Annotated in this window: 20 protein-coding genes and 1 pseudogene; 7 read left to right on the top strand and 14 right to left on the bottom strand. The window is 54.5% G+C overall.

From position 1 onward, the window contains the following. Positions 1 to 112 precede the first annotated feature (112 nt). The 4 genes from QZ305_RS01390 to QZ305_RS01375 form a co-directional block, all read right to left on the bottom strand. On the bottom strand, positions 113 to 628 hold the full coding sequence (locus QZ305_RS01390; protein ID WP_294729705.1) for a YcxB family protein: 516 nt from the start codon (positions 626 to 628) through the stop codon (positions 113 to 115). A 61-nt stretch (positions 629 to 689) separates the two neighbouring features. Beyond that, entirely contained in the window at positions 690 to 1,397 is a 708-nt protein-coding gene (locus QZ305_RS01385) for an L-ribulose-5-phosphate 4-epimerase (protein WP_294729704.1), read from the bottom strand. Beyond that, complete coding sequence (locus QZ305_RS01380) at positions 1,397 to 2,446, bottom strand: hypothetical protein (protein ID WP_294729703.1); 1,050 nt, start codon at positions 2,444 to 2,446, stop codon at positions 1,397 to 1,399. Before QZ305_RS01380 ends, QZ305_RS01385 begins: the two co-directional genes overlap by 1 nt. A 35-nt stretch (positions 2,447 to 2,481) precedes the next feature. Next, complete coding sequence (locus QZ305_RS01375; RefSeq protein ID WP_294729702.1) at positions 2,482 to 3,330, bottom strand: L-ribulose-5-phosphate 3-epimerase; 849 nt, start codon at positions 3,328 to 3,330, stop codon at positions 2,482 to 2,484. A 239-nt stretch (positions 3,331 to 3,569) separates the two neighbouring features. On the opposite strand from QZ305_RS01375, the gene ulaG reads away from it, so the two are divergent. The 5 genes and pseudogenes from ulaG to QZ305_RS01345 all read left to right on the top strand — a co-directional run bounded on the left by ulaG (position 3,570) and on the right by QZ305_RS01345 (position 7,984). Then, positions 3,570 to 4,673, top strand: a complete 1,104-nt coding sequence (gene ulaG, locus QZ305_RS01370) for an L-ascorbate 6-phosphate lactonase (protein ID WP_294729701.1) — start codon at positions 3,570 to 3,572, stop codon at positions 4,671 to 4,673. A 45-nt stretch (positions 4,674 to 4,718) separates the two neighbouring features. Then, on the top strand, positions 4,719 to 5,207 hold the full coding sequence (locus tag QZ305_RS01365) for a PTS sugar transporter subunit IIA (protein ID WP_294729700.1): 489 nt from the start codon (positions 4,719 to 4,721) through the stop codon (positions 5,205 to 5,207). A 2-nt stretch (positions 5,208 to 5,209) separates the two neighbouring features. After that, a pseudogene (locus QZ305_RS01355) lies at positions 5,210 to 6,726 on the top strand (PTS ascorbate transporter subunit IIC). An 82-nt stretch (positions 6,727 to 6,808) separates the two neighbouring features. After that, a complete protein-coding gene (locus QZ305_RS01350; protein WP_294729698.1) occupies positions 6,809 to 7,117 on the top strand; it encodes a PTS sugar transporter subunit IIB in 309 nt (102 codons plus the stop codon). A gap of 108 nt (positions 7,118 to 7,225) precedes the next feature. Beyond that, positions 7,226 to 7,984, top strand: a complete 759-nt coding sequence (locus QZ305_RS01345; protein WP_294729697.1) for a DeoR/GlpR family DNA-binding transcription regulator — start codon at positions 7,226 to 7,228, stop codon at positions 7,982 to 7,984. Between the two features lie 87 nt (positions 7,985 to 8,071). On the opposite strand, the gene QZ305_RS01340 is transcribed toward QZ305_RS01345, so the two are convergent. Together QZ305_RS01340 and QZ305_RS01335 are read right to left on the bottom strand one after the other, a co-directional pair. Next, a complete protein-coding gene (locus QZ305_RS01340) occupies positions 8,072 to 8,236 on the bottom strand; it encodes a hypothetical protein (RefSeq protein ID WP_294729696.1) in 165 nt (54 codons plus the stop codon). Positions 8,237 to 8,269: 33 nt separating this feature from the next. After that, positions 8,270 to 10,537, bottom strand: coding sequence for a glycogen/starch/alpha-glucan phosphorylase (locus QZ305_RS01335; protein WP_294729695.1), 2,268 nt, complete (start codon positions 10,535 to 10,537; stop codon positions 8,270 to 8,272). Between the two features lie 353 nt (positions 10,538 to 10,890). On the opposite strand from QZ305_RS01335, the gene asnA reads away from it, so the two are divergent. Further along, positions 10,891 to 11,898 carry an aspartate--ammonia ligase gene (gene asnA / locus QZ305_RS01330; RefSeq protein ID WP_294729694.1) on the top strand — a complete coding sequence of 336 codons (1,008 nt, stop codon included), beginning with the start codon at positions 10,891 to 10,893 and terminating at the stop codon, positions 11,896 to 11,898. A 63-nt stretch (positions 11,899 to 11,961) separates the two neighbouring features. Here the strand turns inward: asnA and QZ305_RS01325 are convergent, their stop codons facing one another. Together QZ305_RS01325 and QZ305_RS01320 are read right to left on the bottom strand one after the other, a co-directional pair. Further along, positions 11,962 to 12,183: a hypothetical protein gene (locus QZ305_RS01325; protein WP_294729693.1), complete on the bottom strand. Its 222-nt coding sequence runs from the start codon at positions 12,181 to 12,183 to the stop codon at positions 11,962 to 11,964. A 142-nt stretch (positions 12,184 to 12,325) separates the two neighbouring features. Beyond that, positions 12,326 to 12,451 carry a hypothetical protein gene (locus QZ305_RS01320; protein WP_294729692.1) on the bottom strand — a complete coding sequence of 42 codons (126 nt, stop codon included), beginning with the start codon at positions 12,449 to 12,451 and terminating at the stop codon, positions 12,326 to 12,328. A 180-nt stretch (positions 12,452 to 12,631) separates the two neighbouring features. Here QZ305_RS01320 and QZ305_RS01315 point away from each other — a divergent pair, with 180 nt between their 5' ends. Beyond that, positions 12,632 to 13,846: an L-serine ammonia-lyase, iron-sulfur-dependent, subunit alpha gene (locus tag QZ305_RS01315; RefSeq protein WP_294729691.1), complete on the top strand. Its 1,215-nt coding sequence runs from the start codon at positions 12,632 to 12,634 to the stop codon at positions 13,844 to 13,846. A gap of 156 nt (positions 13,847 to 14,002) precedes the next feature. Here QZ305_RS01315 and QZ305_RS01310 read toward each other — a convergent pair whose 3' ends face one another. The 6 genes from QZ305_RS01310 to QZ305_RS01285 all read right to left on the bottom strand — a co-directional run bounded on the left by QZ305_RS01310 (position 14,003) and on the right by QZ305_RS01285 (position 25,813). Next, the gene (locus QZ305_RS01310; RefSeq protein ID WP_294729690.1) at positions 14,003 to 15,700 is read right to left on the bottom strand and encodes a Rib/alpha-like domain-containing protein; all 1,698 of its coding nucleotides are present in this window, start codon (positions 15,698 to 15,700) and stop codon (positions 14,003 to 14,005) included. A gap of 597 nt (positions 15,701 to 16,297) precedes the next feature. Then, positions 16,298 to 16,828 carry a hypothetical protein gene (locus QZ305_RS01305; protein WP_294729689.1) on the bottom strand — a complete coding sequence of 177 codons (531 nt, stop codon included), beginning with the start codon at positions 16,826 to 16,828 and terminating at the stop codon, positions 16,298 to 16,300. 259 nt (positions 16,829 to 17,087) lie between these two features. Next, on the bottom strand, positions 17,088 to 17,273 hold the full coding sequence (locus QZ305_RS01300) for a hypothetical protein (protein WP_294729688.1): 186 nt from the start codon (positions 17,271 to 17,273) through the stop codon (positions 17,088 to 17,090). Then, a complete protein-coding gene (locus tag QZ305_RS01295) occupies positions 17,270 to 17,509 on the bottom strand; it encodes a hypothetical protein (protein WP_294729687.1) in 240 nt (79 codons plus the stop codon). The genes QZ305_RS01300 and QZ305_RS01295 overlap by 4 nt, the downstream gene beginning before the upstream one ends. Positions 17,510 to 17,666: 157 nt before the next feature. Continuing rightward, positions 17,667 to 21,548, bottom strand: a complete 3,882-nt coding sequence (gene rpoC, locus QZ305_RS01290) for a DNA-directed RNA polymerase subunit beta' (protein ID WP_294729686.1) — start codon at positions 21,546 to 21,548, stop codon at positions 17,667 to 17,669. Then, complete coding sequence (locus QZ305_RS01285; RefSeq protein ID WP_294729685.1) at positions 21,545 to 25,813, bottom strand: DNA-directed RNA polymerase subunit beta; 4,269 nt, start codon at positions 25,811 to 25,813, stop codon at positions 21,545 to 21,547. Before QZ305_RS01285 ends, rpoC begins: the two co-directional genes overlap by 4 nt. Between the last annotated feature and the right edge of the window lie 134 nt (positions 25,814 to 25,947).

Genomic DNA, 25,947 nt, shown 5'->3' with positions numbered 1-25,947 from the left:
GTGCGCTTTGGAGCCTGCTGTCTGAACCTGCCTTTCATGCAGAAAGCCCAGAGCGCAAAAATCCCCTGTCAGGATTGAATCCTGCAGGGGATTTTTCAATGCAGACAGCAGCTCAGGCGGCTTCCATCCACTGGCGGCGGGTCTGTTCCCGGACAAACCGCTGGAAGGATTCCGCTTCCTGCTCATTCAGCGACGAACGGGGAATGATGAAATACGCCCGGGATCCGGTCGCCAGATACCAGTTTCTGGTGTCTCTGTACAAACCATAGATTTTCTTCCAGGGAACTCTGGCACCCTGGGCTCTGTTTTCCAGATGCAGTTCGATTCCATACCGGTTCAGAGATACCTGCGCAGTTCTGCCCAGATAGCAGGTCCTGAAACGCCGGGCATCCTGTTCGGCACTGTTCCTGTGCAGAGCGGTCCGCAGAAGAATCAGGGATCCTGTCAGGATCAGCACTGGCATGAGCTGCAGTCCTGACTGCCACAGCATGAAGCCGGAGACGATCAGTCCGGCGATTCCGGTGAGCAGGCATGCAAACCTACTTTTTCCGGACAGTTCCGTTTTGGAAAGCAGAAACCGCTCAAACGCCTTCAGATTTCCTGCTGTATAGGTAAAGTGCAAAGTCATGCTGTCAGATTCCGCTCCTTTCTGCCATTGCAGTCCTGTGATTTTCCCAGTAGCAGGCCGCTTACCGGGATTCTGTTTTCTGCCCGTAATAGGCGTCAGGTCCGTGTTTTCTCATGAAGTGTTTGTCCAGAATATTGTCCGGAGCCGGCTGTGCTTCAGGATTCACCTGTTCTGTCAGCAGGCTCATTCTGGCGACTTCTTCCAGAACAGCAGCATGGTATACAGAATCCGCCGCGTTCTTTCCCCAGGCAAAAGGTCCGTGGCTGGCGCAGATGATGGCGGGTGTATGCATGGGATCAATGCCTCTTTCCGTCAGCGTTTCCACAATCACATGTCCGGTGTTTTCTTCATATCCGTCCTGGATTTCCTGCGTTGTCAGATTCCGGGCGCAGGGAACAGGACCGTGAAAATAGTCTGCATGCGTGGTGCCGTATGCCGGTATATCCCGATGTGCCTGCGCCCAGGCAACTGCATAGGGAGAATGCGTGTGAACGATGGCTCCGATTTCCGGATAGCGCCTGTACAGAATTCTGTGGGTTTCTGTATCGCTGGAGGGATTCAGAGTGCCTTCCACCACGTTGCCTTCCAGGTCCACCACAACCAGATCTTCCGGTTTCAGTGCATCATACTCCACACCGGACGGCTTGATCACAAACAGACCTTTTTCCCGGTCAATGCCGGACACATTTCCCCAGGTATAGGTGACCAGCCCCCGCCTGGGGAGCTCCATATTGGCTTCATACACGTCCTGTTTCAGCTGTTCCAGCATCAGTCTTCCTCCTTCAGTTCGTATTGCGCAATTTCATTGATTTCCCGGTTGGTGCAGATCAGTTTCTGCTGCCCATGTTCGTCTGTCACAACCAGCGCATTGGCTGCTCCGGCATCTGTGTCGATCACTTCCCAGCCATAGGTCCCTCTGGCCGGATTCCAGCGGATGATGATGGTCGACCGGGTTCCTTTCCGCCAGCCGACAATCCAGGAAGGTTTGCCGTTGACGACGCCTGCCCAGGTGGCATGAACCATTTCTGTCTCTGCTTCCGGAAGCGGCAGCTTCCACTGGGGAACATACTGACCGTCCTGGTCCAGATGCCAGATTGTGACAGCAGCCCCGTGAAATGGTGAAATCATGCCCAGTTCCGGTTTTCCGTCTCCGTCAAAATCCAGCAGGACGCTGTCGCTGGAAGGAACAGCGGATATCTGTCTGATCTCCCAGGTTTCATCTTCTGCTGCCGGCGGCGTGAACAGGAACGTTCCGTTTTCCGCCGCAATCAGTGCCTGCCCCTCTTCCGTCTGACTGTATCCGTGGTTGCGCAGCAGACCGGTCATCAGTGTCTGGAACCTGATCCCCTCTTTCGGATCTTCCGGAAGCCTGGCACCATACACAGCACCGGGTTTGGACCAGTCCTCTTTGTGTTCATGTCCGGATTTCAGCGCGCAGGCGATGATCCAGTGTCTGCCGTTTCGCTCCAGCAGACCGAAGCGGTGCACAAACGGCAGATCGGTAACAGGATGCACATCCCATCCCGCTGCGGTTTTTTCCGCCAGAACAATGGAAGCCTCGGCGGCATCATTCGGTGAATAGAATTTCCGGGTTGCCAGAAACCGGCTGTCCTGCCCGGGTAGAGCCGCCATGGTCATGACCCCGCCGGGTCCATCCCAGACTGTGTCGATGCGGTTGCCCGCGGCATCAAACAGATAGCAGGGATCCTGTTTTTCCGCTGCTGCCAGCAGACAGGGTTCGCCGTCCACCATGAGTTCCGCCATGGAATAGCATTTGTTCAGTTCTCCAAGCTTTTTTTGCTGATTTTCATGTGTCATTCTCCTTATGCTGCTGTATCCTCAGGACCGTGCAGTCATTTCGTGCCTGCTTCTTTGCGGTCAAGAATGCCGGTCATCATTCTGCAGGCCTCATCAACCGCAGCTTTCCAGTCTCCTGTTCCTGTATCCCACAGCTCTGTCACAAACCGCCGGATTCCCAGATCCCAGGCACATCCGATCATTGCCTCAAAATCCACATGTCCGGTCCCGAAGGGAATCTCGCGGTAGTGACCGGGAATGGTTTCCTTGAGATGCAGGGCACAGAGATGACCCTGTCCGCTTTTCAGATCCTCCAGAACATCTGTTCCGTACAGGAGCGCCGCATTGGTGAGATTTCCTGTATCGGGATACACGCCGAGCCAGGGGCTGTCCACCGCCTGGACATAAAACATGGATTTCCATACCGTATCCATGAAAGGAGTCTCCATGGTTTCAAACCCCAGCATGATTCCCCGGGAGGCCGCCATGTCTGCGGCCTTTTTCAGATTCTCCAGAAACCGCTCCCGTGTTTCTGCACTGCCGGTTTCGTAATATACATCATATCCGGCCAGCTGAATAATCCGGATTCCCATCCTGTCAGCCAGACAGATGGCCTTTCTCATGATGTCCATTGACTTTTCAGCCCGGGCAGCCGATCCCATCGGATATTTGCGGTGACCGGAGAGGCACATGGAACGGATTGGCAGTTTCTCCCTTTCGCAGTCCTGCAGAAGAGCGTCAATGTCCGTGTCGTTCCAGTCGAGCCGGGCCAGCCGGCTGTCGCTCTCGTCAATACTCATTTCCAGATAGTCATACCCTGCTTCCTTTGCAGTTCTCAGCTTCTGCCACCAGGGCATTTCAGCTGGAAGGGCTTTTTCATACAGTCCAATCGAATAGCCTTTCAATCAATAGTTCCTCGCTTTCGCACCTAAAACATAATCCGAATAGTTTTTACGGTCAATATCGAACATTTATTTTGCTTCAATTCCGGAACAAACCCCATATTTTTGTTCTTTTTCCAAATTTATGTGTTGAATCCGCTTACAGCACACGGTATAACCTAGGTGCATTCGAACAGATTGTCTCGACTGCAGAACGTAAATCAGCAAACTATCCAGAAAACGAACAGAAAAGGAGATATTTTATGAGCAAAATTTCTGAGACAACAAGAGACAGCTGGATCAGCAGCACATTCCCTGAATGGGGCACCTGGCTGGTGGAAGATATTGAAAACGAACAGGTCCCGGAAGGAAATGTGGCCATGTGGTGGCTGGGTTGCACCGGCATGTGGATGAAAACCCCCGCCAATGCCAACATCACCATTGATCTCTGGACCGGCAACGGAAAACGGACCCACGGCAATGGGAAAATGGCACCGGGACATCAGATGGCCAACATGTGCGGCGGCCGGCTCATGCAGCCAAATCTGCGGAATATCCCTTTTGTGTTCGATCCCTTTGCCTTCAAAACCGTGGATGCTGTTCTGGCTACCCACTATCACCAGGATCATATGTCACCTGAATGGGCTGCCCATGTCATCAACAGCGGCATGACCACCGTGGATGAAAACGGACAGGTGATTCCTGTTCCATTCATTGGACCGAAGAAGTCTGTGGAGCTCTGGCAGAAATGGGGTGTTCCTGCCGAACGCTGCATCACCGTAAAGCCCGGAGATTCCATCCGGATCAAGGATCTGGAAATCATTGCGCTGGACAGTTTCGACCGCACCTGCCTTGTGACCACGGACAAAACCGATGAAACCCGCGAGGAGCTGACAGGGATCTGCCCCACTGATATGGATGACAAAGCTGTCAATTATCTGATTCGCACCCCGGGGGGCAATATCTACCATTCCGGCGATTCTCATTATTCGATTTATTCCGCCAAACACGGAAAAGATCACGATGTGGATGTGGCCTTCGCCTCTTTCGGAGAAAACCCGGTGGGCATGCAGGACAAGATGACATCGGTGGACTGTCTGCGCATGGCCGAAGCCCTCAATGCCAAAGTCCTTGTACCCATTCACTGGGATGTCTGGACAAACTTCGCCCCGGATCTGGAGGAAATCAGACTGCTGTGGGATTTCAAAAAGGACCGCAATGAGTACAGGTTCCATCCGTTCTTCTGGCAGGTTGGCGGCAAGTACACATATCCGATGGACAAAGACAAACTGTATTATCACCACCGTCGGGGATTTGAAGACTGCTTCGAACACCCGCAGAACATTCCCTTCCGGTCTGCGCTTTGATCCGGACAGACTGAGACGACTACAGAAACAGAAAGAGAGAAAAAGATGTCTGAACTCCTGAAAAGAATTGTTGAACGGGATCACGTCCTGTTCAGGGACCATATAGAAACCTGGCAGGAAGCCGTGCGGCAAAGCACCCTGCCGCTGGTGAAAACCGGATACGTCACCGAAGACTATTACAGACAGATTGTCAGCTGCATTGAAACATACGGCCCCTATGTGGTTTTTGATCACCAGGTGGCTATGCCTCATACCACGGAAAATGCAGAGGGAGTCCTGAAAACAGCTGTCAGCTTCATGCGGGTCAAGGATCCGGTCAGCTTCGGATTTGACGAAGATGGCGTGGAAAAAACAGCGAGTCTGTTCTTTACCCTGGCAGCTGAAAATCCGGAAGAACACCTGAACAACATTCAGAATCTTGTGGGGATTTTCACCAATGAAGAACTGCTTGACGCACTGATGACCGCTTCTTCGAAAGAAGACATTCTGGCTGCAGATGCAGCTCATCCCTGCACAGGATTTCAGGAGGACTGAATATGGATTTTCTGATTGGCATCTGGGATTTTTTCGCTGAGTATATTCTGAAGCAGGCACCGATGATGATCGGTTTCCTGGTTCTGCTGGGATCGCTGCTGCTGAAGCGGAAATGGTATGACTGTCTGGCATCCACGCTGAAGGCCATTATCGGCATGCTGATTCTGGGCGCCGGTTCTTCCGGGCTTGTGACCACATTCCGCCCGATCCTGGCCGGGCTGCGGGAGCGGTTCAATCTGGCTGCGGTGGTGATTGACCCCTATTACGGACAGAACGCCGTGACCGAGGGCCTGGAGCAGACATTCGGTGTGGCTTTCTCCTATGCCATGACCCTGCTGCTGATTGCCTTCATCGTCAATATTCTGCTGGTCCGCTTCAATAAATGGACCAAATGCCGGCGCTGTTTACCACCGGTCACGTTCAGGTGCAGCAGGCTGCGACGGCTTTCTGGCTTGTTCTGTTTGCCATGCCTTTCCTGGCAAAAGAAGGCAACACCATTCTGATGCTGATCGTCATGTCGGTACTGCTGGGAGCCTATTGGGCTGTTGGATCCAACCTGACAATCAAGCCGATGCAGGAGCTCACCAATGGGGCGGGATTCTGCATTGCCCATCAGCAGATGTTTGGCATCCGGCTGAACTACTGGCAGGCTGAGAAATTCTTCAGCAAGGACGGCAAGCCAAGGGGCCGCAAAGTCGGAGAAATGGAAATGCCGGGTTTCTTCTCGATTTTCAATGAAAACATGGTCTGCACTGCGATTCTGATGGTGGTTTTCTTCGGAATCATCATGGGAATCATTGGCAAGGAGTATTTTGTGACACAGGGTGTCATTGCCGCAGATTACAACTTCCTGTACTACACGTTCACCACTTCGCTGAATTTCGCTGTTTATCTGGCCATCCTGCAGCTGGGTGTCCGGACGTTCGTAACCGAGCTGACCACTTCTTTCCAGGGAATTGCCGACAAACTGCTGCCTGCTTCCATCCCTGGTGTGGATTGCGCTGTCTGCTACGGTTTTGGTGATTCCAATGCGGTGACATTCGGATTCCTGGCTGGTCTCACAGGTCAGATCGTTGCCATACTCGGCCTGCTGGTATTCAAAAGTCCGGTCATCATCATCTGCGGATTTGTTCCTGTCTTCTTCGACAATGCCACGATCGGACTTGTTGCCAATGAAAAAGGCGGTATGAAAGCCTGCATCGTACTGACATTCCTGTCCGGTATCGTACAGGTTCTGGGCTCCGCCTTCATTGCCGGGCTTGTGGGTCTTGCACCATTCGGCGGCTATCTGGGCATGTGGGACTGGGCAACAGTATGGCCTGCCATCACGGTTGTGATCAAGTATCTCGGCTGGATCGGACTGGGCATCGTCACGCTCGTTCTGCTGGCTCTTCCGCAGCTGGAATACCGGAAGGATCCGAAAGGCTATTTCCTGATTACAGAAGACTATTCCGCCTACAAGAAGTACAAAGGCATTGACGACGGAGACGAGGAGGAAGACTGGTCAGAGTTTGCCTGACCTGTTCTTCCAGGGCAGCTGGCTGCCTTCCTGCTACAATAGACGCATCACTGCATATCTGACAGAAAAGGAGAAAACGCATATGTCCAAACTTGACAACAAAAAATTCATGGTCTGCTGTGCTAACGGCGCAGGTTCATCTCTGATGATGAAGATGACCCTTCAGAAAGTGCTGAACAAGCACAAAATCAAACCTGCTTCCCTCCACCACTGCGCACTTTCCGAAGGCAAATCGGCTGCCGGTCAATACGACATCGTGTTCTGTGCCCGCAACTTCGCCGGCATGTTCAAGGACGCCGAAAAGAAAGGGACTGTCGTTCTCGGACTTAAGAACATCATGTCTCCCGGAGAAATGGAAAAAGCCCTCATGGAAAAAGGGCTGATTGACTGATACAAGTCGGGAAAGAAGGAAGTTATGTTCCTTCTTCTTTTTTATGCTCAGAATACTGATTTATATGAGCATCCGGACTGTATAATGAAAAACGAAAGCAGAAGGAATATGAAACGAGATCAGAAAACAATTGACCGCAGGCACCAGGAAATGGTAGCCAGAATACGGGCGGCAGGAACAATGAGTGTGGAAGAACTGTCTTCCCTCTTCGGCATCTCCAGCATGACATGCCGCCGGGATCTGCAGATACTGGAAGAAAAGGGATATCTCCGGCGATTCCGGGGTGGGGCAGCCTACCTGCAGGATGCCGCTTCCGAGAAAAACGACTATGTTCTCTCCAGCCGGAAAGCCATCAGCCGGTATGCTGCCGGATTGCTCAAAAGCGGAGACTCGCTGTTTATAAACGGCAGCCAGACGGCGCTGGACGCGCTTGAGTTCACAGACGTACGTCTGTCTGTCTATACCAACAACGCCAGAGCTGCCAGTCTGAAACAGGACCGTGATATCCAGTTTATCCTGACCGGTGGAACATTGAAAGGCCATATCCTGGTGGGTGATTACTGCATCCGCAGTCTTCTGGCAACCGATGTGGATATCGCCCTGCTGGGATGCACAGGCATTTCAGAATACGGAGAAATCCTGTGTGACATTCCCAGTGAGCTGTCCATCAATGAAACAATGCTCTCCCACGCGCAGAAATACTTCATTCTGGCGGATTCAACCAAATTCGGGAAAGTGAAATCCATGGGCAGCTTTACACTGCAGACGCCCGGAACCGTCATTACGGATAGCGGTGCCCCAAAGGACATTCTGGACAAGCTGCGGGACCAGGGCATGGAAATCATCCTGGTGCAGCCTGCTGTCTGAACCTGCCTTTCATGCAGAAAGCCCAGAGCGCAAAAATCCCCTGTCAGGATTGAATCCTGCAGGGGATTTTTCGGTGCAGACAGCAGCTCAGGCGGCCATCTGATCCGTATAGCACTCAATGTCGTTGATCATGTATTTGTACTCATCCATTGTGCAGATGATGTACTGGGCGCCATACTCCATGACAAGAAGCGGCTGCCGGTCCATGAGGGGCATTGCGTCGAGTTCGTGTTTGGAAACAACCTGGATCATGAGAAATCTCCTTTCCCGGTTTCTTCCGGTTCTTTATTTCAGGTGCCAGATATCCTGATTGTACTGGGCAATGGTGCGGTCACTGGAGAAGTAGCCGGCTTTGGAGATGTTGACAATCATCTTTTCTGCCCAGGCCTGACGGTCTTCATAGGCTGCGAAGCACTTGTCCTTCTCATCAATGTAAGCATGCAGATCCAGCAACGCCATGAACCAGTCTTTGTTGATCATGTCGTTCTTGACCCGCATCAGAGCTTCCGGATCGCCGATTTCCATCATGGAAGGATCTGTGATGAAATCCACAGCACGCTTGACCACCGGATCGGATTCATAGACAGCCCGGGAGCTGTAGTCCGCGTTCTTGTAGTGGTTGATGACGGTATCGGAATCTGTGCCGAAAATGAAGATGTTGTCATCGCCGACCAGTTCGTGAATTTCCACGTTGGCGCCATCGTCTGTACCCAGGGTCACAGCACCGTTGAGCATGAACTTCATGTTGGAGGTACCGGAGGCTTCTTTGGAAGCCAGAGAAATCTGCTCGGATACATCGGCCGCCGGGATCAGCTTCTCAGCCAGTGTGACGTTGTAGTTTTCCACCATGACCACGTTCAGGTACGGTGCAACGGCGGGATCCTTCCGGATCAGATCACCCAGCGTCAGGATCAGAGAAATGATGTCCTTGGCCAGCAGATATGCCGGAGCCGCCTTGGCGCCGAAGATGCAGGTGATGGGACGGGCGGGGATTTCCCCGTTCTTGATGCGCAGATACTTGTCAATGATGTACAGGGCGTTCATCTGCTGACGCTTGTACTCATGCAGACGCTTGATCTGAATATCATAGATGGATTCCGGGTTCACAACGATGTTCTGGTGGCTGAAGATGTAGCTTGCCAGTTCGTTTTTCTTTTCCTGCTTGATGGCCTGCAGACGAACCTGTGTATCGGCATCATTTTTGAAAGATTCGAATTCTTCCAGCAGATCTGCATTCTGCTTCCAGCCATCCCCGATTTTTGCATCCAGGAACGCTGTGAGCTGGGGGTTGCAGGCAATGAGCCACCGGCGGAATGTCACACCGTTGGTCTTGTTGTTGAAGCGCTCCGGGTACAGCTCGTAGAAGTCGTGGAGTTCTTCGTTTTTCAGAATATCCGTGTGAATCGCAGCCACGCCGTTGGTGGACTGGGAGAAGTGGATATCCATGTGTGCCATGTGCACACGGCCATCCTGGTCGATGATGGATGTGGCCGGGTTGCTGCTGCGGCTGGCTGCAATATCATTCAGCTTCCGGATGATGGGCATCAGCTGCGGGCAGATGTCCTCCAGATACTGACTCGGCCACTTCTCCAGGGCTTCAGCCAGAATGGTGTGGTTGGTATAGGCACAGGTGTTTTCCACCTGCTCAACAGCTGCTTCAAAGCTCATGCCGCGGGCTGTCAGCAGCCGGATGAGTTCAGGAATGACCATGGACGGGTGAGTGTCGTTGATCTGTACCACCACGTGCTTGCTCAGTTCCTCAACGGGATATCCCTTGTCATCCATTTCCTTCAGGATCAGCTGGGCTGCGTTGGATACCATGAAGTACTGCTGATACACACGCAGACGGCGTCCTGCTTCGTCTCCGTCATCCGGATACAGGAACAGCGTCAGGTTTTTCGCAATGTCTTCCTTGTCGAAGTCAATGCCTGCTGTCACGATGCTGTCTTCCACGCTGTCCAGATCAAAGAGATTCAGCGCGTTGACTTTCCGGTTGTAACCGGCCACATCGATGGTGTACATGGAGCTGGTCACGGTGAAGTCCCTGAAAGGCACTTCAAAGTGCACATCGGTGCGGTTTTCCCAGGTGTCTTTATTGATCCAGGGGTTGGGATATTCCACCTGTTTGTGGTTTTCAAACTGCTGTCGGAACAGACCCAGGTGATAGTTCAGACCCACGCCGTCGCCAGGCAGGTCCAGGGTGGCAATGGAATCCAGGAAGCAGGCTGCCAGCCGTCCCAGACCGCCGTTGCCCAGAGAAGGTTCGGCTTCGATTTCTTCAATTTCAGCCAGTGTATATCCGGCTTTGGCCACAAAGGCTTTGGCATCGTTGTAAATGCCCAGGTTGATGAGGTTGTTGGAGAGCAGTTTTCCGATCAGGAATTCTGCGGAAATGTAGTACAGCTTTTTGTCGCCGGTGATTTTCGGCGCTTCAGCCAGCGCTTCTTTGGTGTACGTCAGAAGAGCTGCATATACCTCTTCCTTCGTGAGCGCTTCAGGCGCTTTATGAAAAAGCTGTTCGGCTGTTGCCGCAATCTGCTGTTCAGTGTTCATATTACCTCCATAAAAGTGTAAACGTTTCCACTTACCTTGACGTGTCTATGCTACCACAAGGAATCAAAAAAAGTCACGTTTCCCCAATGACAGGATTTTACATCGAACTTCAGCAAAATCATCAGATATGTATCTTTTGACTCACTTTATGTAATGCATGGATTCGGCTGTCTGTATGACAGCGGGATTGATACCGTTTACATACCGGATGCGGTGCAACTATTCGCCTATCTCACAGAAGTTTCTGAAAATTTCCGGCGGGACAACTGTAAATTTTCATCCCCTTCTGCCCCGCAAAAGACTGCCATGGTATAATCAGACCATTGTTACATGACAGCAGGGGGAATATATATATGAATCTGATCGTACCGAAAGACTACAAACCGACGCTGGATATCCGGCAGACGCAGGAAGCCATCAAATACATTCGTGACACCTTCCAGGACGAGCTGGGAAAGGAACTGAAGCTGCAGCGGATCTCCGCTCCTTTGTTTGTGACCAGAAGCTCGGGCCTCAATGACAACCTGAACGGCAGCGAAGAGCCGGTGCATTTCACCATGGCAAGCCAGGAAGAGGAAGAAGTGCAGGTGGTGCACTCCCTGGCAAAATGGAAGCGGGCTGCGCTGGGACGCTACGGTTTTGGTCTGCATGAAGGGCTGTACACCAACATGAATGCGATCCGCAAGGATGAAGAACTGGACAACCTGCACTCAGCTTATGTGGATCAGTGGGACTGGGAAAAAGTCATTGGCAAGGGAGAGCGCAATGTTGCCACTCTCAAAGAACATGTGGAGACCATTTTCAAAGTCATCAAGCACATGGAACATGAGGTGTGGTACAAGTATCCCCAGGCTGTGAACCATCTTCCCGATATGATTCACTTTGTCACCAGCGAGCAGCTTCTGGACCTGTATCCGGAACTGACACCGAAGGAGCGGGAAAACGCCATCACCCGGGAACTGGGCTGTGTCTTTGTCATGAAGATCGGTGCCGTGATGCGGGATGGACAGAAACATGACGGACGGGCACCGGATTATGATGACTGGGATCTCAACGGGGATATCCTGTTCTGGTACGAACCGCTGCAGCAGGCTCTGGAAATCAGTTCCATGGGCATCCGGGTGGATGAAGAAAGTCTTCACCGGCAGCTGGAAGCGGAAAACTGTCTGGACAGAGAGGCACTGCCCTTTCACCAGGCGGTGCTCAACGCGCAGCTTCCCTATACCATCGGCGGAGGAATCGGCCAGTCCCGGCTCTGCATGCTGCTGCTGAAAAAAGCCCATGTGGGGGAAGTGCAGGCCAGTCTGTGGCCGCAGGAAATGCGGGATGCCTGTGACAAAGCCGGCATCCATCTGCTGTAACCGGGAAAACTGCACAGGACCGGATGATGTATCCGGTCCTGTCTGCGCTTTCCAGGGCGCCGGTCAATGCCGGCGTCCTTTTTTCTTCTCTGCGGCCCATCGCTGGTGCCGGCGTTCCCGGTTCTTCTTCACAAACCGGTGGATTGTATACTCTTCCTCCCATTTGGTGAGCCCGGAATCGCCGCTGTCCGTTTCGTACGGACTGCTGCCTTTGTCCTTTCGGGAGGTACTGTCTGCTGCCAGGTAAAGGATGCATGCCAGCAGTATGAGGATCATGATTTCCATAACATTCTCCTTTTCTGTGTTTTTCTTTCTGTATCCTCAGTCTGAATGCCGGTTCCAGGGCTGGATACCCGGGGGTATGAAGCTGAATGCGCAAGTGCGTGCGGTTCTGCAGATGATGGCTGAATCAGGGAAACAGCCCGGCTCACCGGTGATGATGGTTCCATTCCTCCCATTCGGAGAGTCCGGACTTTCTGCCGGAGCTGCTGCAGGAACTGCTCCGGGGCCAGTAAACGAAGAGTACCAGAATGATCCAGATGATGACTTCCATAACGTTCTCCTTTTCTGTTTCTGTCAGCTGCTTTCTGTACTTTCATTCTACTCACCCTACTGACAGCATGAATGCACGTTACAGTGGTTCCCGGAAAAATCTGTTCATCCCCGCCGACTGTGTCACACCCCTCCGACGGCTGTATCCCCTTTCATGACGCGCAGATGGTACACTGAAGACATGCACAGTATCAAAGAAATTTTTAAAAAAGGACCTGGCCCATCCAGTTCCCACACTCTGGGCCCCATGAATGCGGCTCTGTACATGAAACACCAGTATCCGCAGGCAGACCGCTGGAAAGCGGAACTCCAGGGCTCTCTGGCACTGACCGGCAAAGGACACCTGACGGATGAGATTCTGATCCGGACGCTGGGAGAGAATACAGAAGTTGTCTTCAACCTGAAAGCCTCCCCGGAACACCCGAATACGATGTACATAACCGCGTTCCAGGGTTCTGATGCTCTGGGCACTGATCAGTTTGTCTCCATAGGCGGCGGAAAACTGGAAATCAACGGGGTGCCGGCTGCTTCCACCCCGGAGATCTACCCGCATTCCACCATGGCTGCGATCCGGCTCTGGTGCAAGGGACAGGACATCACCCTGGATCAGTATGTGGATATGGTGGAAGGACCGGAACTGACTGCCTACCTGGAGGACATCATGGACACCATGATCCAAAGCGTGCAGGACGGGCTGAAAGCCGAAGGCCTCCTGCCCGGTTCCCTGAAGCTGAAGCGCGTGGCGAAAGAACTCCACGAAGATGCCCTGGCATGTACCGATCCGGATGAAATCTTCCACCTGCTTCTGGCCAGCTACGCCTTTGCCGCCAGCGAACAGAATGCAGCAGGCGGCACCGTCGTCACGGCTCCCACCATGGGCAGCTGCGGGATTCTGCCGGCTCTGATCTATCATTTTATCCATGACAGGCACTACAAGCGCGAACAGCTGATGAAGGGCCTGAAAGTGGCTGGTCTTGTGGGCAATCTCATCCAGACCAATGCCACCATCTCCGGAGCCAAAGGGGGCTGCCAGGCGGAAGTGGGAGCGGCCTGTGCCATGGGCAGCGCCATGATCGCCTGTGCCGCCGGGCAGTCGGACGGACAGGTGGAGTATGCGGCGGAGATGGGCCTGGAACACCATCTGGGTCTGACCTGCGATCCGGTGGGCGGCTATGTGATGATTCCCTGCATCGAACGAAATGCCATGGCTGCCCTGCGTTCTGTAGACAACGCCCGGCTTTCCCGGCACATCCTCCGGGTCAAGCACGAACGGGTGAGCTTTGACCATGTGGTGGAGGCCATGAACATCACCGGCATGAAACTGCCAATGGAGCTCAAGGAAAGCTCTCTGGGCGGACTGGCGGTGGTGATTCCCAACGAAGCACAGGAGCAGTAACACAGTCTGCTGCCTGGCAACCTTGGAAAACACAAAAGGGCTGCAACTGCCTGTCCGTCGCAAACCGGACAGGTCAGTCGCGGTCCTTTTTCATATCGGAAATCGGGCGGTTTATACCACAGTTCTGTATCAGCTGTCCTGTTCCTCCGGATCCTGTCAGTGACGGGATCTGCGGCGCAGGTCGAAAGCTGCCCACAGGGAGCCAGCCGCAGCTGTTGTCCAGGCTGCAATACGGGCCAGAGTGCCTCCGGCCGCTGTCGGTACAGCTCCACCGGTTTCATTCCTGTTCTCTCCCGGCTGAGCAGAGGCTGCATGACGGGTATCAGTGAATACCACATGGGACTGTTTCCTGTCCTCCTGCTTCTTCTGCCCCTGCATACCCGGATCCTGCTTTTGCTGGCCAGTTTCCGGTCCGGCAGTTTTGAGTACCAGGATCCGGCAGGTCTGATCCTGACTGCCAACCGTCCACAGCCGGGGGATCTGCTGATCTGCCAGTGCATAACCAGCGGGGATTTCATACAGAATGTCCCGGTTTTCACCGGTGAGACCGTCCTGCTGTGACCGGCTGATTGTGTTCCCCTGTTCATCCACATACACAACATTCAGATGGAATGTACGGGGGAGGACTTTCAGCATGGTCTGGATGATGTCCTGGCTGCCATCCGGATACTGAACCATGATATGGACAGGTTCTCCCGCATGGGGAAGATCTGTATCAACCGGGTACACGAATATAAAACCGGTGTTCTCCGGCAATACCTCCAGGTTCTGGATGAACTGCGCAGCCGATACCGGATCAAGCTGCATGACGGTCTGATCCTTTCCTGCAGGTTCATACTGCCCTGCCTGATTGATCTGCCAGGTGGCATCATCGGCGATGATTTCCCTGATCAGATAGTTCGATCCCAGCAGATCCCGCATCCGTTCAATTCCGGTTTGACTGAGATCCACATCATACTGCCAGGGATTGGATGGATCCTGATGCAGGGCGAGATCTGACTGCGAAGTCTGAAAGGACGAGGTCAGTCTGTCCACTTCCGGCTGCAGTGCCGGATTTTCTGCTATGGCAGCGACTGAATAACTGTCAGGATCCGGCAGTTCCGTCTTGCCGGTCTGGTTGCCCCGGATCCACAGATCCACTGGTGCAGGCGTGATCTGATACGTGGCTGCCAGCCCCATTGCAGCCACTGCATTCAAATCATAGGGGCGGCCAAACGTGATGTTGTAGTAATGATCCGGCGTGGCCTGGGCAAACTGCGGCTGCCATATGTGGTTTTCGTCATAGTGGCCTGAAAGGTGATTCAGCAGGTTGTACCAGCCCTGTTCGGTGCAGATTACATAGTAATACCCTGCATTCACCGGTTTTCCGTCTGCAAGTGCGGTCTGCCCGTAAGCAGCCAGCGCCGGATTGCCTTCCTGGAAGTGTGCATTGTTCTTCAGAGCATCAAACAGAAATGCCGCTTCATCTTCTGTGACAAACCGCAGATCTTCCGGTCTGGTGACATAGGCTGGCGGCTGAACCTTCAACCCGCCTACTGTGAAACTGAAGGTATAAGCCTGAGGATCCAGCACACCCTGACCTGCCTGGAAGGGACTTTCCTGACCGCTTCTGGCTGCCCTGGCCATGACCATCGGTCTGTCATTCGCTGTCTGTGGCACAAAATCCGTGTCCTGCATTCCATCCAGACTGGAAACAGCTTCTCTGATCTGAGCCTGCTGCCCGGATTTCTCAATCCCACTTCCCTCCAGAGGTGTCTCAGCCGCTGCGTGTGTCTGGCTGGCCGGATGCAGCCTCCTGGGATTGTCTGTCTTCAGACTCCTGAGTCTGCCGGTCTTCAGCATCTCCTGATTCATCCGGATCCACAGCCGGCGCTTCCGTCTGCCCGCTCTGAGAGACAGTCGCAGAGACTGCTGCAGGCTGGGTTTCGTCCACCGGTAATTCGGTTGTATCGCCTGCCTGGGCTGCGGGAACTGCCGTTTCCGTTTCCGCCGGCTGCACCGGATTTTCAGCCGCCATCACAGGTGCACAGCTCAAAAGCAGCAAGCCAGCCGCACAGGTGCCGGAAGCTGCCAGAACTTTCGAATTGAACGAAAGTGTAAAACCATTGTGTTTCACTGATGTATCCTTGACCTCCTGTTCAGATGAATCACGCAGGTTTGAAAAATGATTTTACGTCTTTCAGGAAACAACACCGCATTTTCATTTCGATTTCCTCCGGACATCAAATTGATTTTTCAATTTATTGCATATTCATCCGCATTTTTAGTATAGGATTCACACAGATGGTTCTACAGTTATCTGACCATCCTGCCGTTTATTTCAACCTGATTGCGACAGTTGTATGATCTATCCGGTTTTATTGACAGATTTTGGTACACACCTCAATAAAACAGAAAAATCCGCTGTCCTCCGGCTATCAGACCCGCTTTCTGAACGCAGGATGATCCGTCTCATACTTCCGGTGCAAGACTTTTTCCTTCGCCGACAGCCGGCTCCCCCGGATGTGCATGCAACACCAGCAGCCCCCGGGCCAGCTTCTTCTTTCTTCGTGCCAGCCATTCATCCAGCATGGACCACAGTGCCTGTTCCGAAACCGCCGCCGTTTCCGGGGCCATGAACCAGACATCCGCCTCCAGCCAGACAAAGTCCGGGTTTCCGTCTGCTTCCTGACACTGCACAAATACCAGCATCTCAGATTTGGCTGCTGCATCTGTCCAGGACACAAGATGGAGCTCGCCTGCCAGAAATCCCTTCCACAGTTTCTGCAGTATTCCGTCATATTCCTGGCCGGACTGAATCAGCCGCTTCATCTGTTCCGACAACGAGGCTGTATCATCCGCCGCTCCGTCCGCTGTGTCTGCCAGCAGCATCTCCATCTGGTGCCGACACCGGTCATCCGGTCTGCAGTACTGTACAGACCCGGACGCCGGATTCTGTTTTCCAGCATGAGAAGAACGCTGTTCGTTTTCACTGCCAGTCATGCTGATGTGTTCTGATTCTGATAAACGCTGCATCTTTCTGCCTCCCTGTTCTCACGCAGCTGACCGGACCAGCTGGATCCTGTACCAGCAGCCGGCTGCGGCTTCATAATACGGCAGTCCGGAACCAGCCCAAACAGGAGATTCCGGAACCTTGTGATTCAGGCATGCATGCTGTCAGAACACCCGCAAAAATCAACGGGCGGTTTTCCTGTTTTCACAGCGAGACCGCCCGTTTTCCTGTTCTGTTTTCATTCTCTTTTCAGACCGGCAGATACAGATCCAGAAAGAAAACCACCAGGACCACCCCCAGAATGATCCACCAGCCAATGGCCGCTGTCCTGTCTTTCAGCTGCCGGTACCGCACAAACCAGGTCCAGAATCCGCCGGCTGCCACAGCCACTGCCAGTCCCGCAGCCAGACCAATCACAGAGGCTGACAGATTCATGGCTTTCCTCCTTTGACCAGACTTCCGTACCCCCGCGCCGGTTCCGCCTCCGGAAAACCGGCGGGATCCTGCAGCTGACCATTCACAAAACAGCCGCCATCCCGGACCATCACCGGTCCTTCGCCCCAGATCACATCCGCTCCGTACCAGAGCAGTGTATCCAGCGCCTCTTCATCCGTCGTCCAGACAGGTCCCCCGTGCATCTGTGCAAACCGTCCAATGTCTTTTTTATCCATAAGCCAAAGTATAGCAGGACCTGCCCCCAAAAACAGCATTGTCTGCCGCACCCTGCCGCCGTCACTGCCCTGCCCAGGCGCCAGCCGCATCGGCAGTCTGCATGCAAAAAGGCTTCGGTCTGCCTGAATGATCAGAACAGTGCCGAAGCTTTTTGCATTATTCGCTTTCGCCGAAGAAATCGTCCGGTGTTTCGAGGATCTCCTCGTTGAGCATGGACAGATCTTCGTCCGTGACAGCCGCATGATCCTGCTGGTCGCCGCCGTTTGCGGATACGATTTCCTCGAATTTCTCATCGTGGACTTCTTTCATCCGCGCCAGACGCTTCTCACGCAGTTCCTGGGCTTTCTGGGCAATGATCAGGTTCTGGGGACGGTCGCCTTTGGCGCCGGTGCCAGCCGGGATCAGCTTGCCGATGATGACATTTTCCTTCAGACCGATCAGGTGATCCACCTTGCCTTTGATGGTGGCATCGGTGAGCACCTTGGTGGTTTCCTGGAAGGAAGCGGCGGAGAGGAAGGAATCGGTTTCCACAGAAGCCTTGGAAATACCCAGCAGCACTGGTTTGAACTGTGCAGGGATCTTGCCCTGGAGCAGCGCATCCCGGTTGATGCGGGTGATTTCATTCAGAGACAGCTGTACGCCGACGTTGAGATCCGTGTCTCCGGAGTCTGTGACCATGACCTTTTTCAGCATCTGCTTGATCATGACTTCCAGGTGCTTGTCGGAGATTTCGATACCCTGGGACTGATATACCTTCTTGACTTCTTTCAGGATGTAGTCCTGCACTTCCCGGACACCGGCTACCCGCAGCAGTTCCTTGGGATCCAGCGGTCCTTCGGTGATGGCTGTGCCGGCTTCGATTTTCTCGCCGACTTTGACCCAGGGTCGCAGCGACTGGTTGGCGTTCAGTTTGTGGGGAACGGACTCATGTTCGTTGGTGATCGTCACTTCCTGACGCATGGTGCCTTCGATACGGTCAATGGCGGTGATTTCACCGGAGATCTGTGCAATGACAGCCACACCTTTCGGGTGACGGGCTTCGAACAGTTCCTCTACACGGGGAAGACCCTGGGTGATGTCACCGGTACCGGAACCGGCTACACCGCCGGTGTGGAAGGTACGCATGGTCAGCTGTGTACCGGGTTCACCGATGGACTGTGCGGCCATGATGCCCACAGCTTCGCCGACTTCCACGTCCTTGCCGGTGGCCATGTTCCGGCCATAGCACTTGCGGCAGATGCCCAGTGTGGATTTGCAGGTGAAGGGAGACCGGATGTACATGCCTGTGACACCGGCATCCACGATTTTCTTCGCAATGGCATCATCGATGAACTGGTCGCTTTCGATGATGACTTCTCCGGTGTTCGGATCCAGGACATCCTGCTTGGAGTACCGGCCGGTCAGACGGTCCTGCAGGCTTTCGATGACGGTGTTGGTCTTGCGGTCCACCAGGTCTTCCACCCAGTAGCCGGTATCCGTTCCGCAGTCATCTTCCTTGATGATCACATCCTGTGCCACGTCCACCAGACGCCGGGTCAGATAACCGGATTCCGCTGTTTTCAGGGCGGTATCGGTCAGACCTTTCCGCACACCGTGGGTGGACAGGAAGAATTCACTTACGTTCAGGCCTTCACGGAAGCAGGAGTAGATGGGGACCTCGATGATGGAGGGAACAAACTCTCCGGTGCGGGATTTACCGTGACCGGGGCGGGCCATCAGACCACGCATGCCGGCTAGCTGGGTAAAGTTCTGCTTGTTGCCTCGGGCACCGGATTCACTCATCATGAAAATCGGGTTTTTCCGGGGCATGTTGTCCATCAGCTCATCCGCGATCTGGTCCTTGACATCATCCCACATCTTGTTAAGGCGGGATTCCCATTCAGGAAGCGTCAGCAGACCTTTCTGCTGCATTTTCTTCAGGGCTTCGGCACGGGCACGGCCTTCATCCACGTGCTGTTCCTTGTTCGGAGCAACTTCGATGTCGGACAGGGCCACGGTGATGCCGGCGGTGGTGGAGTACTTGAATCCCATGGACTTGATCTGGTCCAGGATCTCGGCGGTCTCATCCACGGAGTAGCGCTTGAAGACTTCCGCAATGATCGTGCCCAGGTCCTTCTTCTTGAAAGCCGGCACGACTTCACGGCTCTGGATGAATTCCTTCACATCCTGTCCCGGCTTGATGAAGTACTTCTCCGGGGTGGCGGCGAAGTTTTCCTTGGATACCTCATTGATGAAGGGGAAATCCGCCGGGAACATGCCGTTGAAGATGATCTTGCCCACGGTGGTAGCCAGATAGTCGTTCTGGTGTTCTTCTCCGAAGGCAGTGTTCTTCAGACCCCTGACGGGCACGGCGATCCGGGAGTGCAGGTGCACCTGCCCGGACTGATAGGCCATCATGACTTCTTCCTCATTGGCGAAGACAGACCCTTCGTTGTCCGCATAGCGCTGCCAGCTGGCGGCTTCCAGGGGCAGGTTCTTGTCTGCATACCGCTGTGCCTCCGCGGCGAGTTCCCCGGCGGTTTCTTCCATGGTCAGATAGAAGTTGCCCATGACCATGTCCTGGCCGGGGGTAACGATTGGCTTTCCGTCCTTGGGACCCAGAATGTTGTGGCTTCCCAGCATCATGATCAGGGCTTCGGCACGGGCTTCTTCCCCCAGCGGCACGTGAATCGCCATCTGGTCACCGTCAAAGTCGGCGTTGAAGGCGGTGCACACCAGCGGGTGCAGACGCATGGCGCGTCCTTCCACCAGCTTGGGCAGGAAGGCCTGGATACCCAGACGGTGCAGCGTCGGGGCGCGGTTCATCAGGACGGGGTAGCCTTCGATGACTTTTTCCACCACATCCCAGATCCGGGGATCCCGGCGTTCAATGAGCTTCTCCGCGTTCTTGGGGTTGGCAGCCAGGTCCTGGTTCACGATTTCGTTGATCACGAAGGGCTTGAACAGGTTGATTGCCATTTCACGGGGAATGCCGCACTGATACATCTTCAGATCCGGTCCCACGGCGATAACCGAACGGCCGGAGAAATCCACACGCTTGCCCAGCAGGTTCTGACGGAACCGGCCCTGTTTTCCCTTCAGGGAATGAGACAGGGATTTCAGGGCTCTGCCGCCGGCGCCGGTAATGGGCTTGGAACGGCGGCCGTTGTCGATCAGCGCATCCACCGCTTCCTGGAGCATGCGCTTCTCGTTCTGCACGATGATGTTCGGGGTTCCCAGTTCCAGCAGCTTCTTCAGACGGTTGTTCCGGGTGATGACACGGCGGTACAGATCGTTCAGGTCACTGGTCGCAAACCGGCCGCCGTCCAGCTGCAGCATCGGCCGCAGATCAGGCGGGATGACCGGGACATCCGTCAGGATCATCCATTCGGGTTTGTTGTCGGAGTGGCGGAAGGCATTGATGGTGTCCAGACGCTTGATCAGCTTCTTGCGCTTTTCGCCCTGGGCTTTCTCCAGCTGCTTCTGGACGTTTTCGTATTCCGCTTCCAGGTCCACGTCCTGCAGCAGGCGCTGAATTGCTTCGGCACCTGTCTGGGCGGTGAAGCCCATGGGACCGTGGATGGCCAGGTTTTCCCGGTATTCCCGCTCCGACAGCACCTGTTTGTAGGCCAGGCCGGAGTCCTTGGGATCCGTGACGATGTAGCTGACGAAGTAGACAACTTCCTCCAGCTGCTTGGGTGTCACATCCAGCAGCAGCGCCATCCGGGAAGGGATGCCCCGCAGATACCAGATGTGGGCGATGGGAGCCGCCAGATGAATGTGGCCCATGCGTTCCCGCCGCACGCTGCTCTTGGTGATCTCGACGCCGCAGCGGTCGCAGACCACGCCCTTGAAACGGACTTTCTTGTACTTGCCGCAGGCACATTCCCAGTCCTTGGTGGGACCGAAGATGCGTTCGCAGAACAGACCGTCTTTTTCCGCTTTCTGAGAACGGTAGTTGATGGTCTCGGGCTTTGTCACTTCACCGTGGGACCACCGCTGGATGGTCTCGGGACTGGCAAGCTGGACCTGGATGGAGCTGAATTTGTTGATGCTCATTCGGCGTCTGTTTCCTCCTTCTCTGTTACGGCAGGAAGATCCTCATCTTCCGCAATGGCAGGAAGATCTTCTTCGGGAGCAGCCTCCGGTGCGGAAACAGGTTCTTCATCCGGCAGCCGGATTTCCTCTGCTTCCACAGCCACGGCTTTCACATCGCCATCGGCTGTCTCCTCTGTTTCCATATCATTGACCAGAACCTCTTCCTGGGCAGGAGCGGCCTGTTCGTGTTTGTGTTCTGTGAATTCTCCGTTGATGATGCCCGGTTCGTCATCCTCGGCGGTGATATCCACTTCGTTTCCGGCATCATCCAGCAGGCGGACATCAATGGCCAGACCCTGCAGTTCGTGCATCAGCACGCGGAAGGACTCGGGAATGCCCGGTTCCGGGATGTCCTTGCCCTTGATGATGGCTTCATATGTCTTGATCCGGCCCTGAATGTCATCGGACTTGATGGTCAGAATCTCTTCCAGGGTGTGCGCGGCGCCGTAGGCTTCCAGCGCCCAGACTTCCATCTCTCCGAACCTCTGACCGCCGTTCTGCGCCTTGCCGCCCAGCGGCTGCTGGGTAACCAGGGAATACGGACCGGTGGCACGGGCATGCAGCTTGTCGTCAACCATGTGGGCCAGCTTGATCATGTACATGACACCCACCGAAATCCGCTCATCGAAGGGCAGACCGGTCTGGCCGTCATACAGAACCTGCTTTCCGTCGTCGGTCATCTGCGCTTCCCGCATGATGTCCGCCAGTTCTTCGTTGGAGACACCATCGAATACGGGCGTGGCAAATTTCTGGTTCAGTTTCTTGGCAGCATATCCCAGATGAATCTCCAGGATCTGCCCGATGTTCATACGGGACGGTACACCGAAGGGGTTCAGGATGATGTCAATGGGCTGACCCTCCGCCGTGAAGGGCATATCCTCCACAGGCAGGATCTTGGAAATAACACCTTTGTTTCCGTGACGTCCGGACATCTTGTCGCCTTCGGAGATTTTCCGCTTCTGGGCAATGTACACCTTGACGCGTTCGTTGACTCCGGGGGGCAGATCGCTGCCGTCACCCCGTTTAAAGGTCCGCACGGAATGCACAATGCCGGCACCGCCGTGGGGCACTTTCAGGGAGTTGTCCCGGACTTCCCGGGATTTTTCACCGAAGATCGCCAGCAGCAGCTTCTCCTCGGGAGATACTTCGCTCTGGCCCTTGGGCGTGACCTTGCCCACCAGAATGTCGCCTTCCTTGACCTCGGCGCCCACCATGATGACACCGTTCTGGTCCAGCTTGCGCACGGCGTTCTCGCCCACGTTGGGAATATCCCGGGTGATTTCCTCGGGTCCCAGCTTGGTGTCGCGGCAGTCGATGTCATATTCCTCCAGGTGAATGGAAGTGTAGACATCATCCGCCACCATGCGCTCGGACATGATGATGGCATCCTCATAGTTGTAGCCGTACCAGGTCATGTAGGCGATGGTCACATTCTGACCCAGCGCCAGTTCGCCGTTTTCCATGGAAGGACCATCTGCCAGAATGTCGCCGGCTTTGACCCGCTCGCCGTGCTTGACGATCGGGCGCTGGTTGATGGAAGTGGAGGCGTTGGAGCGGGTGAATTTCCGCAGCTGATAGGTGTGGTTCTTGCCTTCGTCGTCTGTGACCACGATCCGCAGACCATCCACATAGGTTACGGTGCCATCGGTGCGGGACACGATGCCCACACCGGAGTCCTTGGCAATCTTGTATTCAATGCCGGTTCCCACATAGGGACTGTGGGGCACCAGCAGAGGCACAGCCTGCCGCTGCATGTTGGCGCCCATCAGGGCACGGGACGCATCGTCGTTTTCCAGGAACGGAATGCAGGCAGTGGCCACGGATACGATCTGCTTCGGAGATACGTCCGCCAGTTCCACTTCCGCTTTGTCGGCAATGATCGTTTCACCGTTTTTCCGGGCAACGACACGGTCGTTGATCAGCACCCCGTCCCGGACCTCGTTGGCCTGGGCAATGACATAATCCGCTTCCTCATCCGCAGACAGATAAATCGCCTCTTCGGAAACAGTGCCGTCCTTGTTCACCACACGGTAGGGCGTCTGAATGAAGCCGTACTCATTGGTCTTGGCATAGGTGGTCAGGTTGGAGATCAGACCGATGTTCGGTCCTTCAGGAGTCTCGATGGGACAGATACGGCCATAGTGGCTGGAGTGAACGTCACGGACCTCGAAGGATGCCCGGTCACGTGTCAGACCGCCGGGACCCAGGGCGGAGATACGCCGCTTGTTGGTCAGTTCCGCCAGCGGGTTCTGCTGGTCCATGAACTGGGACAGCTGGGAAGAGGAGAAGAACTCCTTGATGGCAGCGGTCAGCGGGCGGATGTTTGTCAGTTTCCGGGGCGTCAGGGAATCCAGCTCCTGGATGGACATCCGTTCCTTGACAACCCGCTCCATCCGGGAAAGACCGATCCGGAACTGGTTCTGGATCAGTTCACCCACGGAGCGGATGCGCCGGTTGCCCAGCATATCGATGTCGTCTGTCTCTCCGATGCCGTCCATGATGTTCAGGTCGTAGGAGAAGAAGGCGTAAATATCCGGGATGGTCACGGTGTGACGGTTGGTGAAGGGGTCGTTGCCGGTGATCTTGATCGGATTGCCCTGGGCATCCTCCACAAGCAGTTCCTGCTGCGCGGCACCGATCAGCCATGCTTCCATGGGTTCGTTCAGCGCCCGGGTGCGGATGTCCATCATCACGGCGTCATCCAGCCGGTCGGGACTGACACCCACTGTGTAGCGGGGAACCAGCAGTTCGAATTCATCATCTGTCAGGTCTTCGCCACGTTCATTGGTGAGACGGCCCAGCGCAAACAGACGCTGACCGTAGTTCAGCACAGCCTCTGCGTTGTCCGGGGTGATCTCCACCGGTTTTGCGATCAGACCGGCATAGATCTTCACATCCTTGACACCTGCAGCCTTCAGCATGTCCACATCCTGTCCGGTGAGGACCATGCCCTGTTCCAGGAGCGTGCCGTTTGCCGTCACATCCTGTGCCAGAATGCGGCCGATCAGGCCGGTGCTCCAGGCAACGGGAATGGTGACAATGTCCTCTTCGTGGAATTCGCTCCGGAAGGGATAGGGGTTCATGTAGGTACCCTTGGCCAGTTCTTCCCGCAGGAAGTTCCGCTCATCCCGGCCGATGTGCTTTCCTTTTTCCATGATCACATTGCCGTCCACATCCAGAATGTCCTGACCCAGGGTCTGGTTCATCAGACGGGAAACGGCGTTGAGTTTTTTCTTCAGCTTGTACCGGCCGGCCTTGGTCAGGTCATAGCGCCGGTGATCGAAAAATTTCGCCTGCATCAGGGAAATGGATCCGTCCAGCGTGGGGATTTCATCCGAACGCTGGTTTTCGTAGAACGACAGCAGCGCTTCCTCGTTGGTCTTCACCTTGTCGTTGAGCAGGGTGTTTTCGATTTCCTCGTATTTGCCGAAAAAGGCGTTGTAGAGCAGGAGATACAGATCCATGTATTCCCGGTGTTCCGGATCTTCCGCCACATCGGTGAAATCCCGGCCCAGGGCCTTCAGGAATATTTCCATGGGCGCCTTGTCATAGGCGTCTTCGTTTTTCTCCAGTCCCAGGGACATGCCCAGAGCCTTGAAGAAAATGGAGAACAGAATCTTCCGGCGGCGGTCAATGGACACATTGATGGCTCTGCCGTTGGTGGTCTTCTTCTGTTCCGTCATCAGCTCCAGCCAGGTGCCGCGGCTGGGAATCAGTTCACTGGCGTAGTTCTGACGGCCGATTTTCTCATCATACTGTTCGGAGAAATAGGCGCCGGGGGCCCGGACGATCTGGCTGACAATGACACGTTCCGCACCATTGATGATGAACGTGCCGGTATCGGTCATCAGCGGGAAATCCCCGAGATACACTTCTTCGTTTTTCGTGCGCACTTCTCCCGTTTCCGGGTCAGTGATCTCCAGTTCCATCTCCACATAGAGAGGAGCTGCATAGTTGCATTCACGGTACATCGATTCTTCGGCGGAATACTTCGGTTCGTCGAACCGGTACCTGACATAGTTCAGGCTGATGTTCTTGCCGTAGTTTTCGATCGGATATATCTCTTCAAAGACTTCCTGGATCCCCGTTTTGGTAAACCAGTCGAACGAATCCGTCTGGATTTCCACAAGGTTGGGCAGTTCCAGCTTGCCGCTGACTTTGGAGTAATCGCGACGCTGGCTTTTTCCGCCGCACGCGAGCTCGTGATACGCTTTGTTGCTGTCCATGCACGCCGTCCTTTCACTGCTGCAGGCATATGCCGGCAGACTATATTGCAGTTTATTATAATAGCAGTTGGAACCTCGTCTGTCAATTCAAGTCTTGAAATGAGATGGGAATTCCGATAGAATTATGGACAAAT

This window comes from uncultured Faecalibaculum sp., from assembly GCF_910588395.1.
GTDB lineage: Bacteria > Bacillota_I > Bacilli_A > Erysipelotrichales > Erysipelotrichaceae > Faecalibaculum.
This window is presented reverse-complemented; position numbering and strand designations above follow the sequence as displayed.

Bases quoted from the DNA above. Each gene is read 5' to 3' on its own strand.
- QZ305_RS01390 (WP_294729705.1), bottom strand. From the start codon at position 628: ATGACTTTGCACTTTACCTATACAGCAGGAAATCTGAAGGCGTTTGAG.
- QZ305_RS01385 (WP_294729704.1), bottom strand. From the start codon at position 1,397: ATGCTGGAACAGCTGAAACAGGACGTGTATGAAGCCAATATGGAGCTC.
- QZ305_RS01380 (WP_294729703.1), bottom strand. From the start codon at position 2,446: ATGACACATGAAAATCAGCAAAAAAAGCTTGGAGAACTGAACAAATGC.
- ulaG (WP_294729701.1), top strand. From the start codon at position 3,570: ATGAGCAAAATTTCTGAGACAACAAGAGACAGCTGGATCAGCAGCACA.
- QZ305_RS01365 (WP_294729700.1), top strand. From the start codon at position 4,719: ATGTCTGAACTCCTGAAAAGAATTGTTGAACGGGATCACGTCCTGTTC.
- QZ305_RS01350 (WP_294729698.1), top strand. From the start codon at position 6,809: ATGTCCAAACTTGACAACAAAAAATTCATGGTCTGCTGTGCTAACGGC.
- QZ305_RS01345 (WP_294729697.1), top strand. From the start codon at position 7,226: ATGAAACGAGATCAGAAAACAATTGACCGCAGGCACCAGGAAATGGTA.
- QZ305_RS01340 (WP_294729696.1), bottom strand. From the start codon at position 8,236: ATGATCCAGGTTGTTTCCAAACACGAACTCGACGCAATGCCCCTCATG.
- QZ305_RS01335 (WP_294729695.1), bottom strand. From the start codon at position 10,537: ATGAACACTGAACAGCAGATTGCGGCAACAGCCGAACAGCTTTTTCAT.
- asnA (WP_294729694.1), top strand. From the start codon at position 10,891: ATGAATCTGATCGTACCGAAAGACTACAAACCGACGCTGGATATCCGG.
- QZ305_RS01325 (WP_294729693.1), bottom strand. From the start codon at position 12,183: ATGGAAATCATGATCCTCATACTGCTGGCATGCATCCTTTACCTGGCA.
- QZ305_RS01320 (WP_294729692.1), bottom strand. From the start codon at position 12,451: ATGGAAGTCATCATCTGGATCATTCTGGTACTCTTCGTTTACTGGCCC.
- QZ305_RS01315 (WP_294729691.1), top strand. From the start codon at position 12,632: ATGCACAGTATCAAAGAAATTTTTAAAAAAGGACCTGGCCCATCCAGT.
- QZ305_RS01310 (WP_294729690.1), bottom strand. From the start codon at position 15,700: ATGAATCAGGAGATGCTGAAGACCGGCAGACTCAGGAGTCTGAAGACA.
- QZ305_RS01305 (WP_294729689.1), bottom strand. From the start codon at position 16,828: ATGACTGGCAGTGAAAACGAACAGCGTTCTTCTCATGCTGGAAAACAG.
- QZ305_RS01300 (WP_294729688.1), bottom strand. From the start codon at position 17,273: ATGAATCTGTCAGCCTCTGTGATTGGTCTGGCTGCGGGACTGGCAGTG.
- QZ305_RS01295 (WP_294729687.1), bottom strand. From the start codon at position 17,509: ATGGATAAAAAAGACATTGGACGGTTTGCACAGATGCACGGGGGACCT.
- rpoC (WP_294729686.1), bottom strand. From the start codon at position 21,548: ATGAGCATCAACAAATTCAGCTCCATCCAGGTCCAGCTTGCCAGTCCC.
- QZ305_RS01285 (WP_294729685.1), bottom strand. From the start codon at position 25,813: ATGGACAGCAACAAAGCGTATCACGAGCTCGCGTGCGGCGGAAAAAGC.